Below are 17,250 nucleotides of genomic sequence, written 5' to 3'. Positions count from 1 at the left end.
ATCCTTCCATCGCGGTCCTCGTACCGGTCATGGTCTGCGAAAAAATAGCCCGGTCACTGGACAGTTGGTAATTTTTCCCTACAAAATCAGGACTAGTTTGACCGCCCAGATCGGAGTATCGCACTTGTCCCTATTCCTTATCGCGGCCCTACCCTTCCTCGGAGCTGTCTTTCCGGCCCTCCTGATCCGGGCAGGACGAAACGCAGCCGCATCCGCGGCAGGGTTGACCACGTTTCTGGCCCTTATGGGACTGCTGATCCACATCCCCAGCATCATGCGCGGAGACGTGGTGACCGCCCGGTTCGACTGGATACCCGGGCTGGGACTGAATGCGAACTTCATGCTGGACGGTCTGGGCTTTCTGTTCGCGCTGCTGATTCTGGGGATCGGCCTGCTGATCATCCTTTACGCCCGGTTCTACCTGTCGCGCGAAGACCCCATGGGGCAGTTCTATACCTATCTGCTGCTGTTTCAGGGCGCGATGGTCGGCATTGTTCTATCCGACAACATCCTTCTTCTGCTGATTTTCTGGGAACTTACATCGCTTAGCTCATTCCTGCTGATCGGCTATTGGAAACACTTGCCCGAAGGGCGGCAGGGCGCACGTATGGCGCTGGCCGTAACTGGCTCGGGCGGACTGGCGATGATCGCGGGGATGCTGATCCTCGGCAACATCGTTGGGTCTTATGACCTGAGCGTCATTCTACAGAACAAAGAGCTGATCCAGGCCTCGCCCTATTACCTGCCCGCGCTGATCCTGATCCTGCTCGGCTGTTTCACCAAGTCGGCCCAGTTCCCGTTCCACTTCTGGCTGCCGCACGCGATGGCCGCGCCGACGCCGGTGTCGGCATATCTGCACTCGGCCACGATGGTGAAGGCTGGCCTGTTCCTGATGGCGCGGATGTGGCCGGTTCTGGCGGGGACCGACGCGTGGTTCTATATCGTCGCAACCACAGGTCTGGTGACTATGCTCATCGGTGCGGTGATTGCGCTGTTCAAGGATGACCTAAAGGCGCTGCTGGCATTTTCCACCGTCTCGCATCTGGGGCTGGTGACGATGCTGCTGGGCTTTGGCACCAAATTCGCCGCCGTGGCCGCGATCTTTCACATCATCAACCATGCGACGTTCAAGGCGGCGCTGTTCATGACCGCCGGTATCATCGACCACGAAACCGGCACGCGCGATGTCAAGCGCCTGGGCGGGCTGCGGCACCTGATGCCGATCACCTTTACCATCGGCACGATTGCCGCGCTGTCGATGGCGGGCCTGCCGCCGCTGAACGGCTTCCTGTCGAAAGAAATGATGCTGGAGGAGACCGTACACACCACGTGGCTGCATTCGCACTATCTGGTTCCCGGGCTGGCGCTGCTGGCAGCACTATTCTCGGCGGCCTATTCCTTCCGCTTTGTCGGCCATGTCTTTTTGGGCCCCGAGCGGGACGACTATCCCGCGCATCCCCATGACCCGCCGGTGGGTCTGTGGCTGGCACCCGCGTTCCTTGTGGTCCTGGTCGTCCTGATCGGTCTCAACTCCGCTGCCATTGTCGGCCCACTGGTGGCTGTCGTGTCCAGCGCGGTGATCGGCGGAGAGAAGCTGCCCTATTACTCGCTGAAACTGTGGCACGGGTTTACGCCTGCGCTGTATATGTCGGTGGTGGCCACGCTGGGCGGGCTGTTCCTGCTGTCGCTGCACCGCCAGGCCGAGCAGGTCTGGAACGCGCTGCCCCGCCCCGAGGCTAAAGTCATCTTCGAAGCGATCATCGAGGCCCTGACCCGCGTCAGCCGCTGGATCACCGACGAGCTGCACAATGGCGTCATCAGCCGCTATGCCGTCATCTTGATCGCGTTCACAGTCGGGCTGGGCTATTACGCCTATACCACGGGCACCATTGGCGTCGAAACACGGGTGCCGCTGCCCGCGCAGATCATTCCGATCATCGGCTGGATTTGTCTGGTGGGCGCGACGCTGGCGATCATGTGGTTCCACCGCAACCGCCTGCTGTCGCTAGTGCTGATCGGGGTCGTGGGCCTGATCGTGTCGATGGCGTTCAACTATCTGTCCGCGCCCGACCTTGCCCTGACGCAGATCTCGGTCGAGGTGGTGACGATGATCCTCCTGCTCTTGTCGCTGAACTTCCTGCCGACCGAGACCCCGTGGGACAGCACCGCCGCCCGGCGCTGGCGCGATGCGGCGATCTCGGTCGTTGCCGGGATTGGCTCGGGCGCCCTGATCTATGCACTGATGCTGCGGGATTTTGCCTTTCCGACGATTTCCGAGTTCCATCTGGCGAACTCGTATAAAGGCGGCGGCGGGACCAATGTGGTAAACGTGATCCTCGTTGACTTCCGGGGCTTTGATACCTTTGGCGAGATCATCGTTCTGGGCATCGCCGCGCTGATCATCTTTGCTCTGACCGAGGCGGTTCTGGGCACCAATGTCCGCAGTTATCTGCTGAACCGCAAACCGCACTGGCCGCAATCAGGGGATTCGCATCCGTTGATGATGGTCGTGGCGACCCGGATGATGATGCCGCTGGCGCTGATGGTCGGGGCCTATATCTTCTTCCGCGGCCACAACCAGCCCGGTGGCGGCTTTATCGCCGGTCTGGTCGTCGCCATTGCGTTCCTGATGCAATACATGGCCAGCGGCTATACATGGGCCATCGAACGGCAGCGGTTCTACTACCACGGCTCGATTGGCTGGGGCGTGCTGATCGCGGCGGCCACCGGTCTGGGCGCGTGGTTCAATGAGCGTCCATTCTTGACCAGCGATTTCGGCTATCTGCACTGGCCACCGCTGGAAGAGTTCGAATGGGCCACCGCCATTCTGTTCGACACCGGCGTGTTCCTTGCGGTTCTGGGCGCGGTGATGCTGGCGCTAGACAGCCTGTCGCGGTTCGCATGGCAGCCCGGTATGGCACAAGAGTTCCCGATGGATATCAATCCGCTGCGGGACGACCCTCCGGAAGAAGACAAAGACAACGAGAAGGAGCCCGCCTGATGGAAGCGCTCGTAGCCTCTGCCGTAGGCGTGATGACCGCTGCCGGGATCTTTCTGATCCTGCGTCGCCGCACCTTTCCCGTCATTCTCGGCCTGTCACTGCTGACCTATGCGGTGAACGTGTTCCTGTTCGCAACCGGACGGCTGGCGCTGGATGCACCCGCCGTTCTGAACAAATACGAAGAAGTCCCCTATACCGATCCCCTGCCGCAGGCGCTGGTGCTGACGGCCATCGTGATCTCGTTCGGGATGACGGCAGTGATCGTCATGATCGCGCTCAGCGCCTATCTGTCCTCAAAGGATGACCATATCGACATGACCGCAAGCGACAGCGTGGACGCGCCGGGAGAAGACGCATGAACCACTGGATCGTTGCGCCGGTCGTTCTGCCCGCAATTCTGGCCCCCTTCATCATCATGGTCCTGCGGTACCATCTGGACCTGCAGCGCATCTTCTCGGTCGCCGGTGTGGTCGGGCTGCTGGGCATCGCGCTGACCATCACCGCGCAGGCTTCGGGCGGTGATATTCAGGTCTATGAACTGGGCGACTGGCCCGCGCCCTTTGGCATCGTGCTGGTGCTGGACCGGTTGTCGGCCATGATGGTGACCCTGACGGCGCTGCTGGCGCTGCCGATTGTGCTGTATGCCATTGCGTCAGGCTGGGATGACCGGGGCAAGCATTTCCACGCGCTGTTCCACTTTCAGCTCATGGGCGTATGCGGCGCCTTCCTGACCGGCGACGCCTTCAACCTGTTCGTGTTCTTCGAAGTACTGCTGATCGCGTCCTACGGTCTGATGACTCACGGCGGAGGCGCGGTGCGGCTGAAGGCGGGCGTGCAATACGTTGCCTATAACCTGCTGGGCTCGACCCTGTTCCTGTTTGCGCTGGGCACGATCTATGCCGTGACCGGCACCCTGAACATGGCCGATATCGCCGTGCGGGTGGCCGAATTGCCCGCTGACGATACCGCCCTGCTGCGGGTTGGTGCGGTGCTGCTGCTGCTGGTGTTCTGCATCAAGGCCGCCGTTCTGCCGCTGCATTTCTGGCTGCCCGCCAGCTATGCCAATGCCCCTCTGCCAGTGGCCGCTCTGTTTGCAATCATGACCAAGGTGGGAGCCTATTCGATCCTGCGGGTCTATACGCTGGCCTTCGGTCCCGATGTTGCCGTGACCAAGGGGCTGGTCGGCGACTGGCTGCAACCCGCCGCCCTGCTGACGCTGGCCGTGGGTACAATCGGCATCCTCGGCGCGCAGCATATCGCGCGCATGGTGGCGTTCTGCGCCATTGCGTCGATGGGGACATTGCTGATCGCCATTTCGCTGTTCACTGAGGACGCCACCGCCGCCGCGCTGTATTACATCTTCCACTCGACACTGGCGACCGCGCTGCTGTTCCTTGTGGCCGATCTGGTGATGACACGTCAGGGCGGTGCCATCGCGCCCAAACCCCCGATGCCGCAAAGCGGACTGATCTCGGCGCTGTTTTTTGTCGGGGCCATCGCGCTGGCTGGGATGCCGCCACTGTCGGGGTTCATCGGCAAGCTGCTGGTGCTGGACGCCTCGCGCGATGCGCCGGATGCCAATGCGATCTGGGCGGTGGTCCTGATCGGGTCGTTCGTCACCATTGTCGGTCTGGCCCGCGCCGGGGCGCTGATCTTCTGGAAAAGCCACGATGCCCGGTACACCCCCGAACCAGGCCCCGACAACGACCAGGGGACCCGGTCGCAGGCAGCCCCCGAACCTCAGCCCGGGCTGGCCTTCACCGCCATTTTCGGCACCGTTCTGGGCCTCGTCCTGCTGACGTTGTTCGCTGGCCCCGCGCTGGACTATGCCAGCAAGACCGCCGTGCAATTGTTCACTCCGGATGACTACATCTCCGCCGTTCTGGGAAGGGAAGAGTAATGAAGCTGCTGCACCGGATATTTCCTCACCCGCATATGACCTTTCTGCTGACGATTGTGTGGATACTGCTGGCGAACAGGCCTTCGCTGAACTCGCTGGTGTTCGGGCTGATCCTTGGGATCATCATCCCCTTCATCACCCAGCCATACTGGCCCGACCGCCCCAAGCTGCGCAACTGGCCGATGGTGGTGGAATACATGCTGGTGGTGCTGGGGGATATCGTGATGGCCAACATCACCGTGGCCCGCATCATCCTGTTCAAACGCGACGCAGACCGCAGTCCGAACTGGGTCTGCGTCCCACTGGAACTGCGCACGCCCGAGGCGATCACCGTGCTGGCCGGAACGATCACAATGACCCCCGGCACGGTCAGCTGCGACCTGTCCGCCCAAGGCCACAACCTGCTGGTCCATTGCCTTGACGCGCCCGACCCCGACGCAGTGCGCGACGAGATCAAAAACCGCTATGAGCGCCGTCTGATGGAGATTTTCGAATGATCATGACCTATGCCATCTCGTTTGGATTTGCCTGTTTCGGAGCCGCCATCATGATGTGCCTGTGGCGGATCATCACCGCCGACGGGGTGGGAACCCGCGTTCTGGCGCTGGATACGATGGTCATCAATACTATCGCCCTGATGATCCTTTATGGCCTGAAACTGGGCACCGAGATTTTCTTCGAGGCTGCGATGATCATCGCCATGCTGGGTTTTGTCTCAACCGTGGCCTATGCGCGCTTTATGCTGCGCGGCAACATCATCGAGTGAGGGCGGCATGGAGACCATCTTTGAACTGCTGATTGCCTTCTTCCTGATCGTCTCGGGCATTTTCGGCTTTGTCGGATCGTTTGGTATGATCAAGCTAAAGGACCCCATGTCGCGCCTGCACGCGCCGACCAAGGCGACCACGCTGGGCGTGGGCGGAGTGCTGCTGGCCTCGATCTGCCATTCGGTCCTGATCGAACAGCATCTTTCCCTGCATGAGCTGCTGATCACGCTGTTTCTGTTCCTGACCGCGCCAATCACAGCCCTGTTCATTGCCAAATGGCACATTCACCGCCATGAAAAGCCCAGCGATCTGCCGGACGCGGGCGAGGATGAGCTTTGGGCCACCCATGCGGTCGAGCAGGTCGAGGACGTCCCCGACCACAGCACGAACTGAGAAGCCATGCACACACCTCCGCTGCCCCTGACCCGCGATCTGGTTCTGATAGGCGGAGGCCACACCCACGCGCTGCTGCTGCGCAAATGGGGCATGAACCCGCTGCCCGGCGCGCGCGTCACGGTGATCAATCCCGGCCCCACCGCGCCTTATTCCGGCATGCTGCCGGGTTTTGTCGCCGGTCACTATGACAGGTGGGAGCTGGATATCGATCTGGTCCGGCTTGCCCGCTTTGCCGGGGCGCGCGTCATATTGGGCGCGGTTGACGGCATTGATCCCGACGCGCGTCAGGTCCACGTGCCCGGTCGCCCGCCGGTGGCGTTTGACGTGGCCTCGGTCAATGTGGGCATCACGTCCGACATGCCCACCCTGCCGGGTTTCGCTGAACACGCGGTTCCGGCCAAGCCTCTGGGTCCCTTTGCGGCGCAATGGGCCACCTATCTCGCCGGGTCCGGCCCGGCAGCGATAGCGGTCATCGGCGGCGGTGTCGCGGGCGTCGAACTGGTCATGGCGATGGCGCACGCCCTGCGCAGCAAGGGGCGCTCGGCGCAGGTTACCTTGATAGACAGTGCCTCGGCCCTGACTGCGACAGTTCCGAAAGCCAGCGCAACGATCCGACAGGCGATGCAGGACCTCGGGATCGAGGTGCTTGAGCAAACGGCGATCAAGCAAATCTCGGCCGGGCAGATCGAACTGATCGATAGCCGGACGATTCCCGCCGATTTCATAACCGGTGCAGCTGGCGCGCGACCCTACGAATGGATGTCCAACAGCGGTCTGGATCTGCACGACGGCTATATCCGCGTGAACGGCTATCTGCAGTCCAGCGATCCGGTCATTTTCGCCGCCGGAGACTGCGCTCATCTGGCCGAAAACCCGCGCCCCAAGGCCGGAGTGTATGCGGTGCGTGAGGCCCCGGTTTTGTTCGACAATCTCAGGGCCGCCTTGGGTGCAGGTCGAATGCGCCGCTATTCGCCGCAGAAGGATTACCTGAAACTGATCTCGCTGGGCGGTAAATCCGCGCTGGCCGAACGGTTGGGCACCTCGTTCAGCGGCCCCCTGATGTGGAAATGGAAGAACCACATCGACCAAAGTTTCATGAACCGCTTCCGCGACTTGCCGCAGATGCAGCCCCCCGCCCTGCCCCGGCTGCGCGCCGCCGGGATGCACGAGGCGTTGGGTGACAAGCCGATGTGCGGCGGCTGCGGTGCCAAGATCGGGCGCGGCGCGCTGCAGGCTGCGTTGCGAGACTTGCCCGCGCCGGACAGGCCGGACGTGACGCCTCTGCCCGGGGATGATGCGGCTTTGCTGACGACGGGTGGCGTGCGGCAGGTCGTGACCTCGGACCATCTGCGCAGCCTCACCGACGACCCGGTGCTGATGACACGGATCGCCGCCGTCCATGCGCTCGGCGATATCTGGGCCATGGGGGCGCAACCGCAAGCGGCTACCGCGACGATCATCCTACCCCGTATGTCGGCAGAGTTGCAGCAGCGGACCATGGCTGAAATCATGGCCGCCGCCAGCGACGCAATGCGCCACGCCGGGGCCGAGATCGTCGGCGGCCACAGCTCTCTGGGCGATGAGATGACCATCGGGTTCACCGTAACCGGCCTGTGCGAGGCAGAGCCGATCACCTTGGGCGGCGCACAGCCCGGCGATGCACTGATCTTGACGAAACCCCTGGGCAGCGGCGTCCTGATGGCCGCCGAAATGGCTGGACAGGCCGAGGGGGCCTGGGTCGCCGCGGGTCTTGCACGGATGGTGCAGCCGCAAGGGGACGCGTCGCGTCTGCTGCAGGATGCTCACGCCATGACCGATGTCACCGGCTTTGGTCTGGCCGGCCACCTTCACGGCATGTGCGAGACCTCAAGCTGTGGCGCAACACTGGATCTGGGTGCGATCCCGGTGATGGAGGGCGCGCTGGAGTTGAGCCAACGGGGCATCCGCTCGACGCTTTATCCCGACAACCGCGCGATCACGCCCGACCTGCCCGACGGGGGCAAGGCCGACTTACTATATGATCCGCAAACCGCCGGTGGCCTGCTGGCCGCGGTCCCGGCAGATCGGGCCGGGACCCTGTGCGCCGCGCTGCAGGCAGCGGGCTATCCCGCCGCCATCATCGGGCATATAGATCGGGAGCACGGATTGCGGCTTCAAAGCTGATCCAATACCTGCGCAATCTGCGCAGCTGTGGCCGACAGGCCCTTGTCGTCAAGCGCTGGGGCTTCGATCTCGGCAAGAATGCCCGCTGTCCGGGTCCGGCTGGATTTGGCATAGGCCGGGTCATAATGCTGTTCCATCAAGGCTTGCGTCAGCGCCCGTTTGTCCCCGGCGTCGATCAGGGCCAGCCAACCATCCACCACCTCATGCCCGCGATGATGGCGCAACGGCGACAGCCGCTCGCGCAGGCGGTCGCTGTCGGACAATATGTCATCGTAGGCCGCCACCAGATAGGTCGTTCGCGCGCTGATCGAGGCCGACACAACCACCCTTGGCGCGGCCCGCATAGCGGCCCAAAGGCTGGGTGGCAGGATCAAGCCGCCGATCTTCGAGGATTCGGCCTCCACCACAACAGGACGGGCAGGATCAAGTGCGCACAGCGCCCGGGCCAGCACCGACTCGAACGCCTTCTGGCTGGGTTGGCCACCCGGCATCTGACCCAGCAACGAACCCCGGTGATTGGCCAGCCCCTCAAGATCTAGAACCTGAACGCCCTGCCCCTGCAGATGCGACAGAAGATCGGTCTTGGCCGTGCCCGTGTAGCCATCCAGCGCCACCAGCCGATGCGGCAGCGGATCTTCATAGAGATACCGGTTCACCAGCCTGCGATAGGTGCGATAACCGCCATCGACCACCTCGGCCCGCCAGCCGATCTGCTGCAGCATCCACGTGAACGAGCCCGACCTCTGCCCGCCGCGCCAGCAATAGACCAGAGGCCGCCAGCCGCCTTCGTGGTGGCTGAGGCTGGTTTCGATATGGTTTGCGGCGTTGCGAAACACCAATGCAGCACCCAGTTTGCGCGCCAGAAACGGGCTTTGCTGAACGTAAATCGTACCCACCCGCGCGCGTTCTTCATTGTCCAGAACAGGCAGGCTAATGGCTCCGGGCAAGTGATCCTCGGCAAATTCCGCCGGGCTGCGCACGTCAATAACCGCGTCGAAACCATGGGTGTAAAGCTGCGGCAGGTCGGAAAATGTCAGAGCCATATCAGCGGTCTAACCTGTGCGCGGGAGAAAGGGAAGAACACCCTACCGCTGCAGCCCGGCAGAGCATCGGTTGCAAACCACTTGCGCTTGGGCCATGAACCAACGGCATTTGGCATCCAGGGACATCGGGAGCAATCGGGCTGAGATGGCACAGAAACAGGTGAACCCCCTCAAGAACAAGGCGCTGAACGATCTGGAGGCGGGCAAGTTTCCTCAGGCACTCAAAAAGGCGCAGCTTGGGATCAAGAAGTTCCCGGGGGATGCCGACTATCACGCGATTGCGGGTTTCGTACTGACCGAGATGAAGCGGTACAAACAGTCCATTCCACATTTCGCTGAGGCCGCCCGGATGAGCCCCGGCGATGCGCAATTCGCCGAAAACCTGGCAAATGCGTTGATGCAGACGGGCCAGATTCCGCGAGCGCTGTCTTATGCTGAACACAAGCTTCGGCAGTTTCCCAACAACCGGGAATTGCTGCGCGTGATCGACGAAATCCAGCTTAAGGGGCAGAACTGGCGGATGATCATCGATCATGCCTCGCAAAAGCTGCAGAAGGATCCCGACAATGCCGACCTGCTGTCGGCCCGCGGCCGCGCCTATGGTCGCATCGGCTTTGTCGAACAAAGCACGCAAGATATCGCACGCGCCTATGCGCTGGCACCGGCGAATGAGGATATCGCCCTGCAGCAGGCCATCGACCTGCATCAGGCGGGCAACAAGGATGGTGCCGACGCGATCCTGTGGGGTCTGTTCGAGGCCAACTCCAAAAGCGCGCCGGTCCTCTATCAGTTGTCATCAGGCGCTGACGACAGCCGGATTGCAGACCTGGCCAAGGCCGTCGACGCGGCAATCGCGACAAGCGATCACGTCGATCAGGTGCTTGAATTTGCAAAGGCAAATCTGACGGCACGCAGCGCCGGCCTGGATGCGGCCTTGCCGCAGTTTGCACGCGCCAACGCGGCCCAGAACAAGGCCAATCCCTACGACCCGGCCACCGAAGAGAAGATGTATCAGGCCATCCGCGACCTGTTCCCCACAGACGCGTCACCTGCGTCGACCGAGGTAACTGCGGGCCCCCGGCCTATCTTCGTTGTCGGCCAGCCCCGTTCAGGCACCACGCTGATGGAGATGATGCTGAGCGTCGCCCCAGACATCGCCGGATGCGGCGAACTTAGGCTCGCTGCCGACCTGTCGCGACCGGTCCTCGAGTCGGGCAGCCCCTTCGATGCAGTTGCTGCTGCGGAATTTGCTCAGCACTATCGCAAGCTGATGCCGCCCCTGCCCGATGGGGCCACAGCCTTTGTCGACAAGATGCCACATAACTATCAACAGGTCGGCTTCCTTCTGTCCGCCTTTCCCGATGCCCGGGTGATCAACATGGTGCGGGATCCGCGTGATGTGGGGTTGTCGAAGTGGACCCGACGCTTTCCGGCACCGGGTATGCGCTATGCCTGCAACCTTGCGGCGATTGCGCACTCGGCCAATCTGTACCGGCGATACATGGCGCACTGGAACCTGATGTTCGCCGACCGCATCCTGACCGTCAGCTACGAGGGCCTTGTCACCGATCCCGACTCCCACAGCAGAACGGTTGCCGAATTCTGCGGCATCGAATGGGACCAGCGAATGCTGCATCCCGAGAGGAACACCAGCCCAGTGCGTACGGCCAGTATCGATCAGGTGCGCCGGAAAATCTCGACCGGTTCCATCGGGCGCTGGCGTGATGTGGCTGGCCACCTGCGGCCGATGTTGGACGGCCTCGACCCAGCGCTCTGGCCGGAATATGCGTTCGACTGAACGAAAAAGGCCGCCCACTGGGCGGCCTTCGACGTAATTAGGTCAGATCATTTCTGTTTGATACGGCCATCCAGATAGGGCTTGTACGGCGCATTTTCGGCCAGGTATTCGGCAGTGACATCCGCCAGATCGGGTCCGAAATCATAGGCGTTCTTGTCATCGCCCGAAAAAACGGAATAGCCGTCACCGCCGTTGCGGACATAATTGTTGGTGACCACCAGATAAGTCGCTGCCGGATCGATCGGTTCAAAACCGCCATCCTTTGCGACCATTACCTCGGTGATGCGACCTTCATTGGGGGCAACCGAGGGGTCCCATGTGAAGGTCATGCCTGCTACCTGCGGGAAGCGGCCTTTGACCTCTTCCACCTGGCTCACACCGTTCTCCAACGCATCGATGACGCCTTGCCCGCTGATCTCAAAGGTCGAAAGCGTGTTCTGGAACGGCAGCACCGTCAGCACTTCGCCCATGGTCACCTCACCTTCATCGATCGAGGCCCGCAGACCACCGGCGTTGGCAATCGCGATCTGCGCGCCTTGATCGGCAACACGCGCAAGCATTGCGTCGGCGACCAGATTGCCCATCTCACATTCCTGCACACGACAGATATCCCGAGACCCCTCGATGGCAGCGCCAGAATTAGCAACGACGCGCTGCTTCATCTCTTCAATCGGGGCACCCATTTCCGCGACGCGCGCGGCGATATCCGCGTCTGGGGTGACTGAGGCGTCAAGCAGGATCGGCTCACCCTCTGCAGAAATCAGGTTGCCATCGTCGTCGAAGGTCAGCGTGATTTCACCCAGATATTTCGAATAGGCATAGGCCTGAACAACCGGTACGTCGCCAACCATTGTCGGGTAAGCCCCTGCCGCATCTTCATCCGTGTTCGACAGCAACGTGTGCGAGTGGCCGCCGACCACCAGATCCAAGCCCGGCACTTTCTCGGCGATCTCGATATCTTTGGCCAGGCCCACATGGTTCAGCGCGATGATGATGTTCACGCCTTCTTCCTGCAAAGCGGCGACATCCGCGTTCAGGCTGTCGATCTCATCCTGGAACACGACATCTTTGCCGGGGCTGGAGGTTTCCACAGTATCCGTCGCCAGCGCCGAAATGATGCCTATTTTCTGGCCGCCAACGTCCAACACAACGTGGTTGTCCACCTTGCCTTTCAACTCAGCCGACGAGGACAGATCCAGATTGCCCGAAATCACCGGGAAACTGACCGTATCAATGAAAGCTGCCAAACCCGCAGGACCATCGTCGAATTCATGGTTGCCCACCGCCATCACGTCATAGCCGATGGCCTCCATGAACTCGGCCTCTGCAGCACCTTTATACGTGGTATAGAACAGCGAGCCCTGAAACGGATCGCCCGCATCCAGAAGCAGCACATTCTCATCGGCCAACTCAGCGCGCTTTGCGTCCACCAGAGTTTTCAGGCGCGCGACTCCGCCGAAACATTTGCCCTCGGCCTCGCCTTCGGCGTCGCAGGTCGAATCGTATTTGTTAATGGACTCGATCCGGCTATGCAGATCGTTGGTGTGCAGAATGGTCAGCTTGTATTCGGCTGCCGCCATGCCGGCTGTCAGGCCCAGAACCGCGGCCGAGGCCAGAAAACGGGTGAACATCGTGTAACTCCCTGTGATTGACGGGCGCGATGGTGCGCCCTGCGCGACAAAGAGTCAAAGGGGGAAATCCGGCTTGATTCTGCCCGCTGCGCGGGGCATCAGGACGCCATGCTGATTTACAAGATTTTTCGCGCCGACGAATGGGCGACCCTGCAGTCGCGCGGGGCGTCGGATGGTGCGCCCATCGATGTGTCCGATGGCTATGTTCACTTTTCGACCGCCGAACAGGCGGCGGAAACCGCAGCCAAGCACTTTGCCGGTGCCCAAGGCCTGACCCTGCTGGCCTGCGACGCCGACGCCATGGGCGATGATCTGAAATGGGAGGTCTCGCGCGGGGGCGCATTGTTCCCGCATCTGTATCGCCAGATTCGCATGTCCGATGTTGTCTGGGCTCGTGACCTGCCCTTTGACGGCCAAACCCACCAATTCCCGCAGGAGATGGAATGACACGCTTCGTCGACCCGGATCGCGCGCAGTTCGAGGCCTTCAAGGACCTGAACCGCGACGATCCGATCGAGATGCTCAATCTGGTCAAGTTCCGACCCAAGGCGCTCTATCCTGCAGATCATGCTCTGGCCGATGCCGCGCTGACCGGAGCGCAGGCCTATCGTAACTACGGTGCCGAGACAGCACCGATCCTTGCCCGCCTCAAGGCGTCTATCCTGTGGCGGGGCGACTTTCAGACCACTCTTATCGGCCCGCGAGACGAGGCCTGGGATGCGGTATTCATTGCCCGCTATCCCACCGCCCATGCGTTTCTGGAAATGGTGACCGATCCCGTTTACCGCGCGGCTGTGATACATCGGCAGGCCGCGGTCGAAACCTCGCGCCTGATCCGGTGCGCGCCACAAGAAAAGGGAAGCTCGTTTTGCTGAAACTGGTCGAGAAGGTCGGGCTTGGCGCCCTGCACCGCTTTGATCCCGAAACCGCACACACACTATCGATCAAAGCGCTGTCGCATGGCCTTGCGCCGACCGCCGGGCTGGTCACGTCTGAGCGGCTGCGAACCAGTATCGCCGGGCTGGACCTGCCCAACCCGGTGGGTCTTGCAGCCGGGTTCGACAAGAACGCCGAGGCGCTGGGCGCACTGTCGCGCGCCGGGTTCGGGTTCATCGAGGTCGGCGCCGTCACGCCCCGCGCCCAACCCGGCAACCCCAAACCGCGCCTGTTCCGCCTGACCGAGGACGGCGCCGCCATCAACCGCTTTGGGTTCAACAATGACGGCATGGAGGTCGTCGGCAAGCGGCTGGCACGCCGTCCCAAGGATGCGGTGATCGGGTTGAACCTGGGGGCCAACAAGGACAGCGACGACCGGCCCGGGGATTTCGTGAAGGTTCTGAATCATTGCGCCGCCCATCTGGATTTTGCCGTGGTCAACGTGTCGTCGCCCAACACCGAAAAGCTGCGTGAACTGCAAGGCAAGGCCGCGCTGAACGCCCTGCTGAGCAATGTCATCGAAACCCGCAATGCGCTGCCCCGCCCGATCCCGGTTTTCCTGAAGATCGCCCCGGATCTGACCGAGGCCGAGTTACAGGATATCGCCGATGTCGCCCGCGAAACCGGCGTGGACGCTGTGATCGCAACGAATACCACCCTGTCGCGCGACGGCCTGCGCAGCGCGCAGAAGGATCAGGCCGGGGGGCTCTCCGGTGCGCCCCTGTTTGAGAAATCGACCCGCGTTCTGGCGCAGCTCAGCCAATTGATGGGCGGAGAGGTTCCTTTGATCGGCGTCGGCGGCGTGGGCACTGCCGAACAGGCTTATGCCAAGATCTGCGCCGGTGCCTGGGCCGTGCAGATATACACGGCGATGGTCTATGGCGGGCTGTCTCTGGCCGCCGACATTGCCAAAGGGCTGGACGCGCTGCTGGCTCGTGATGGGTTCTCATCGGTCGCGCAGGCGGTCGGCTGCAAACGCGAGGACTGGCTGTGATCGAATACTGGCATAATCCCCGCTGCTCCAAATCCCGCACCGGGCTGGCGTTGTTGCAGGACAACGGCGTGCAGCCGCAGGTGCGCAAATACCTTGAAGATACACCCTCGACGGATGAGATCAGGGCGGTACTGGTCAAGCTGGGTATCCCAGCGATCAGCCTGATGCGCACGGGTGAAAAGGTATTCAAGGAACTGGGTCTGACCAAAACCTCGCCGGACGAGGCGCTGATTCAGGCGATGGCCGCGCATCCGATCCTGATTGAACGCCCTCTGGGTATTGCAGGCGACAAAGCCGCAGTTGGCCGTCCGCCCGAGAACCTGCTGGACCTGCTTTAGACGATCTGCGCCTCCAGCCGCGGGTACCTCCACCCCAACGTGATGCCGCGCGCGATGTTCAACACCATCAGCGCGGCCCAGAGCCCGTGATTGCCCATCGTGGGCACCAGCACGAACAGCGCCGCCACGTAGATCGCAACCGACTGGATCATCGCGTTGCGCATGGCGCGGGTCCAGGTGGCCCCGATATAGATGCCGTCGAACATCCAACTGGCCACTCCGACCACCGGGGCAAGCGCAGCCCAGAACAGATAGTCTCGCGCGGCGGTGCGCACCTCGGGCGAAGTCGACATAAGGTCGATCAGCGCAGGCCCCGCCAGATAGAACACCAACCCCAGCGCAGCGGCCCCGCCAACGCCCCATTGCGAGGCCATGATGGATGCGCGCCGCACCTTTAGCCGGTCGCGCGCACCGACCGCGCCGCCGACCAGCGCCTCAGCCGAGAAGGCGAAACCGTCCAACGCAAAGGCTGTGATCTCAAGGAATTGCAGCAGCACCTGGTTGGCGGCCAGATTCACGTCTCCCAAATCGGAGCCCACGAACAGAAAGGTGGTGAACGCGCCCGTCAGCAGAACCGAACGCACCATGATATCGCCGTTCACTTGCATCATCCGGCGCAGACGGCTGGCGTCGAAAATACGCGGCCAGTCCCGCCATTGATTGCCACCGAACGCATCACCACACAGCCACAAACCCAGCGCGAGGCCGGTCCATTCCGCGATCAGGGTCGCTATGGCTACGCCCTCAACTCCCCAGCCGAGGCCCAGCACGAACCATAAATCCAGCACGATATTCAGACCATTCATCCAGACCTGCAGGATGAACACCCCCCGCGTGCGCTCGACTGCGATCAGCCAGCCAGTCACCGCGTAAAGGGCAATGGTCGCAGGCGCGCCCCAGATGCGGATTTCAAGATAAGCGCGGGTCAACGCCTCGACTTCGGCGCTGGCGGGGGACAAGGCAAAGGCCCCGAGGAACACCCAGACCTGAGTGGCAATAAAGAACAGCCCCGCCGTGCCACCCAACAGCAGGCCACGCATCAACAGCGCTCCGGTCTCAGCCGTATCGCCGGCCCCGCGCGCCTGCGCAGCCAGCCCGGTGGTGCCCATGCGCAGGAAGCCGAAAACCCAATAGATCGTCGACAGGATCACCGCGCCCATGCCGACCGCGCCGATGGGGGCCGCCTGCCCCATCTGGCCCACGACACCTGTATCCACGGCCCCAAGGATCGGCACCGTTGCGTTCGACAGCACAATCGGCAGCGCGATTTTCAATACGCGCCGATGGGTGATGGGCGCGGCGGCGGCGTCCACGCTTAGACCTTTGTCGGAGGCTGCGGCATCAGGAAATGCCCCGTACCCTGCGCAAACAGCTTGGCGTGATTGTCCTGCCACGCCTCGACCCGGACCGAAGCATAGCGCCGTCCAGACCGGTTGATGAACGCCCGCGCATAGGCATCACGCGGCAGGCCCGAGCGCAGGTAGTCGACAGTGAAATCGATGGTCTTGGGAAAGCGGATGTTTTCGTCGGTCAGAATGTCCTCGGCACCGATCTCGCCGCTTTCGATCCTTGGGAACATATGCTCCCAACTCAGAGTGATGACAGCGGTGACTTCCAGAAAGGCCGCCGTTACGCCCCCGTGGATGGCGGGCAAGAATGGATTGCCGATCAGTTTTTCGTCAAAATTCAACACGCCGGTCAATTCATCCCCGCGTCGGTCAAAAGTGATGTTGAGAAACCGGATATACGGCACGCCTTCGACCAGCGCGGTCAGCGCGGCGTCGCGGCGGTGCTTGACCACCTGCATGGGTTCGGGACGGGGACGCGCCATGTCAGTTGCCCTCCACGGTGAACGCGCCCGAGGCGGTGGCAACAGGCCTGTCGCTGTCGTCGTCTGTTGCGGTTGCGCGCACAAAGGCCACGTTGCGGGTTATGTGATAGCAGGTGGCGCGGGTGCGGATGTTCTGCCCCGGCGTTGCGGCGCGCATGTAGTCGATGCGCAGATCGATGGTCGCGGTGCCGCCGGGGGCAGATGGGTGACTCATCACAGCCGCACCGCAACAGGTGTCCAGCATGGCCGACACAGCGCCACCATGGATCACCCCGGTGCGAGGATCACCAATAAGCTGTTCGTTGTAGGGCATCGAGATTTCGGCCTCGCCCTCTCCGATATGGGTCAGATCGAGCCCCAGGGCCTTGGCGTGCGGAATCGCCTCGATGAATTGCCGCGCTAATGCTGTCTTGTCGACCATGGGGTTGGGTCCTGTCCTTGTATCTGCCTCT

The 17,250-nt window shown here is 62.1% G+C and carries 17 protein-coding genes; 12 read left to right on the top strand and 5 right to left on the bottom strand.

The window, feature by feature from the left end; all coding sequences use genetic code 11:
• The first annotated feature begins 124 nt into the window (after window positions 1-124).
• The 7 genes from ACR0J1_RS00265 to selD are packed head-to-tail and all read left to right on the top strand — an operon-like array spanning window position 125 to window position 8,227.
• Window positions 125-3,001: a monovalent cation/H+ antiporter subunit A gene (locus tag ACR0J1_RS00265; protein WP_480730330.1), complete on the top strand. Its 2,877-nt coding sequence runs from the start codon at window positions 125-127 to the stop codon at window positions 2,999-3,001.
• Window positions 3,001-3,360 (top strand): Na+/H+ antiporter subunit C, encoded by a 360-nt coding sequence (locus ACR0J1_RS00260; RefSeq protein WP_480528605.1) that lies wholly within the window; start codon window positions 3,001-3,003, stop codon window positions 3,358-3,360. The genes ACR0J1_RS00265 and ACR0J1_RS00260 overlap by 1 nt, the downstream gene beginning before the upstream one ends.
• Complete coding sequence (locus tag ACR0J1_RS00255; protein ID WP_480730332.1) at window positions 3,357-4,901, top strand: monovalent cation/H+ antiporter subunit D; 1,545 nt, start codon at window positions 3,357-3,359, stop codon at window positions 4,899-4,901. The genes ACR0J1_RS00260 and ACR0J1_RS00255 overlap by 4 nt, the downstream gene beginning before the upstream one ends.
• The gene (locus ACR0J1_RS00250; protein ID WP_480730333.1) at window positions 4,901-5,398 is read left to right on the top strand and encodes a Na+/H+ antiporter subunit E; all 498 of its coding nucleotides are present in this window, start codon (window positions 4,901-4,903) and stop codon (window positions 5,396-5,398) included. The genes ACR0J1_RS00255 and ACR0J1_RS00250 overlap by 1 nt, the downstream gene beginning before the upstream one ends.
• Window positions 5,395-5,667 (top strand): K+/H+ antiporter subunit F, encoded by a 273-nt coding sequence (locus tag ACR0J1_RS00245; protein WP_480528602.1) that lies wholly within the window; start codon window positions 5,395-5,397, stop codon window positions 5,665-5,667. The genes ACR0J1_RS00250 and ACR0J1_RS00245 overlap by 4 nt, the downstream gene beginning before the upstream one ends.
• Window positions 5,668-5,674: 7 nt before the next feature.
• On the top strand, window positions 5,675-6,061 hold the full coding sequence (locus tag ACR0J1_RS00240; protein ID WP_480528601.1) for a Na+/H+ antiporter subunit G: 387 nt from the start codon (window positions 5,675-5,677) through the stop codon (window positions 6,059-6,061).
• A 6-nt stretch (window positions 6,062-6,067) separates the two neighbouring features.
• On the top strand, window positions 6,068-8,227 hold the full coding sequence (gene selD / locus ACR0J1_RS00235; protein WP_480730335.1) for a selenide, water dikinase SelD: 2,160 nt from the start codon (window positions 6,068-6,070) through the stop codon (window positions 8,225-8,227).
• Here selD and mnmH read toward each other — a convergent pair.
• Window positions 8,218-9,270 carry a tRNA 2-selenouridine(34) synthase MnmH gene (gene mnmH / locus ACR0J1_RS00230; protein ID WP_480730337.1) on the bottom strand — a complete coding sequence of 351 codons (1,053 nt, stop codon included), beginning with the start codon at window positions 9,268-9,270 and terminating at the stop codon, window positions 8,218-8,220. The two genes, selD and mnmH, sit on opposite strands and share 10 nt — an antisense overlap.
• A gap of 145 nt (window positions 9,271-9,415) precedes the next feature.
• Between mnmH and ACR0J1_RS00225 the strand changes: the two genes are divergently transcribed.
• Entirely contained in the window at window positions 9,416-11,068 is a 1,653-nt protein-coding gene (locus tag ACR0J1_RS00225; protein WP_480730338.1) for a tetratricopeptide repeat-containing sulfotransferase family protein, read from the top strand.
• 47 nt (window positions 11,069-11,115) lie between these two features.
• Here the strand turns inward: ACR0J1_RS00225 and ACR0J1_RS00220 are convergent, their stop codons facing one another.
• Window positions 11,116-12,699, bottom strand: coding sequence for a bifunctional metallophosphatase/5'-nucleotidase (locus ACR0J1_RS00220; RefSeq protein ID WP_480730340.1), 1,584 nt, complete (start codon window positions 12,697-12,699; stop codon window positions 11,116-11,118).
• Window positions 12,700-12,807: 108 nt separating this feature from the next.
• Between ACR0J1_RS00220 and ACR0J1_RS00215 the strand changes: the two genes are divergently transcribed.
• Genes ACR0J1_RS00215 through arsC form a run of 4 tightly spaced genes read left to right on the top strand, consistent with a single transcriptional unit; the run spans window position 12,808 to window position 14,967 of the window.
• On the top strand, window positions 12,808-13,146 hold the full coding sequence (locus tag ACR0J1_RS00215; RefSeq protein WP_480528595.1) for a DUF952 domain-containing protein: 339 nt from the start codon (window positions 12,808-12,810) through the stop codon (window positions 13,144-13,146).
• On the top strand, window positions 13,143-13,574 hold the full coding sequence (locus tag ACR0J1_RS00210; protein WP_480730341.1) for a DUF1330 domain-containing protein: 432 nt from the start codon (window positions 13,143-13,145) through the stop codon (window positions 13,572-13,574). The genes ACR0J1_RS00215 and ACR0J1_RS00210 overlap by 4 nt, the downstream gene beginning before the upstream one ends.
• Window positions 13,571-14,629, top strand: a complete 1,059-nt coding sequence (locus tag ACR0J1_RS00205) for a quinone-dependent dihydroorotate dehydrogenase (protein ID WP_480730417.1) — start codon at window positions 13,571-13,573, stop codon at window positions 14,627-14,629. Before ACR0J1_RS00210 ends, ACR0J1_RS00205 begins: the two co-directional genes overlap by 4 nt.
• On the top strand, window positions 14,626-14,967 hold the full coding sequence (gene arsC, locus ACR0J1_RS00200) for an arsenate reductase (glutaredoxin) (protein ID WP_480730342.1): 342 nt from the start codon (window positions 14,626-14,628) through the stop codon (window positions 14,965-14,967). The genes ACR0J1_RS00205 and arsC overlap by 4 nt, the downstream gene beginning before the upstream one ends.
• On the opposite strand, the gene ACR0J1_RS00195 is transcribed toward arsC, so the two are convergent.
• Genes ACR0J1_RS00195 through ACR0J1_RS00185 form a run of 3 tightly spaced genes read right to left on the bottom strand, consistent with a single transcriptional unit; the run spans window position 14,964 to window position 17,219 of the window.
• The gene (locus ACR0J1_RS00195) at window positions 14,964-16,280 is read right to left on the bottom strand and encodes an MATE family efflux transporter (RefSeq protein ID WP_480730343.1); all 1,317 of its coding nucleotides are present in this window, start codon (window positions 16,278-16,280) and stop codon (window positions 14,964-14,966) included. The two genes, arsC and ACR0J1_RS00195, sit on opposite strands and share 4 nt — an antisense overlap.
• Before the next feature lie 2 nt (window positions 16,281-16,282).
• Window positions 16,283-16,798, bottom strand: coding sequence for a PaaI family thioesterase (locus ACR0J1_RS00190; RefSeq protein WP_480730345.1), 516 nt, complete (start codon window positions 16,796-16,798; stop codon window positions 16,283-16,285).
• 1 nt (window position 16,799) lies between these two features.
• Window positions 16,800-17,219: a PaaI family thioesterase gene (locus ACR0J1_RS00185; protein ID WP_480730346.1), complete on the bottom strand. Its 420-nt coding sequence runs from the start codon at window positions 17,217-17,219 to the stop codon at window positions 16,800-16,802.
• Window positions 17,220-17,250 lie beyond the last annotated feature (31 nt).

Source organism: Ruegeria sp. CJ3 (assembly GCF_056536725.1).
This window is presented reverse-complemented; position numbering and strand designations above follow the sequence as displayed.

What these genes read in the sequence shown, in the direction of transcription:
- ACR0J1_RS00260 (WP_480528605.1), top strand. Translation starts at nt 3,001, where the DNA reads ATGGAAGCGCTCGTAGCCTCTGCCGTAGGCGTGATGACCGCTGCCGGG.
- ACR0J1_RS00255 (WP_480730332.1), top strand. Translation starts at nt 3,357, where the DNA reads ATGAACCACTGGATCGTTGCGCCGGTCGTTCTGCCCGCAATTCTGGCC.
- ACR0J1_RS00250 (WP_480730333.1), top strand. Translation starts at nt 4,901, where the DNA reads ATGAAGCTGCTGCACCGGATATTTCCTCACCCGCATATGACCTTTCTG.
- ACR0J1_RS00245 (WP_480528602.1), top strand. Translation starts at nt 5,395, where the DNA reads ATGATCATGACCTATGCCATCTCGTTTGGATTTGCCTGTTTCGGAGCC.
- ACR0J1_RS00240 (WP_480528601.1), top strand. Translation starts at nt 5,675, where the DNA reads ATGGAGACCATCTTTGAACTGCTGATTGCCTTCTTCCTGATCGTCTCG.
- selD (WP_480730335.1), top strand. Translation starts at nt 6,068, where the DNA reads ATGCACACACCTCCGCTGCCCCTGACCCGCGATCTGGTTCTGATAGGC.
- mnmH (WP_480730337.1), bottom strand. Translation starts at nt 9,270, where the DNA reads ATGGCTCTGACATTTTCCGACCTGCCGCAGCTTTACACCCATGGTTTC.
- ACR0J1_RS00225 (WP_480730338.1), top strand. Translation starts at nt 9,416, where the DNA reads ATGGCACAGAAACAGGTGAACCCCCTCAAGAACAAGGCGCTGAACGAT.
- ACR0J1_RS00220 (WP_480730340.1), bottom strand. Translation starts at nt 12,699, where the DNA reads ATGTTCACCCGTTTTCTGGCCTCGGCCGCGGTTCTGGGCCTGACAGCC.
- ACR0J1_RS00215 (WP_480528595.1), top strand. Translation starts at nt 12,808, where the DNA reads ATGCTGATTTACAAGATTTTTCGCGCCGACGAATGGGCGACCCTGCAG.
- ACR0J1_RS00210 (WP_480730341.1), top strand. Translation starts at nt 13,143, where the DNA reads ATGACACGCTTCGTCGACCCGGATCGCGCGCAGTTCGAGGCCTTCAAG.
- ACR0J1_RS00190 (WP_480730345.1), bottom strand. Translation starts at nt 16,798, where the DNA reads ATGGCGCGTCCCCGTCCCGAACCCATGCAGGTGGTCAAGCACCGCCGC.
- ACR0J1_RS00185 (WP_480730346.1), bottom strand. Translation starts at nt 17,219, where the DNA reads ATGGTCGACAAGACAGCATTAGCGCGGCAATTCATCGAGGCGATTCCG.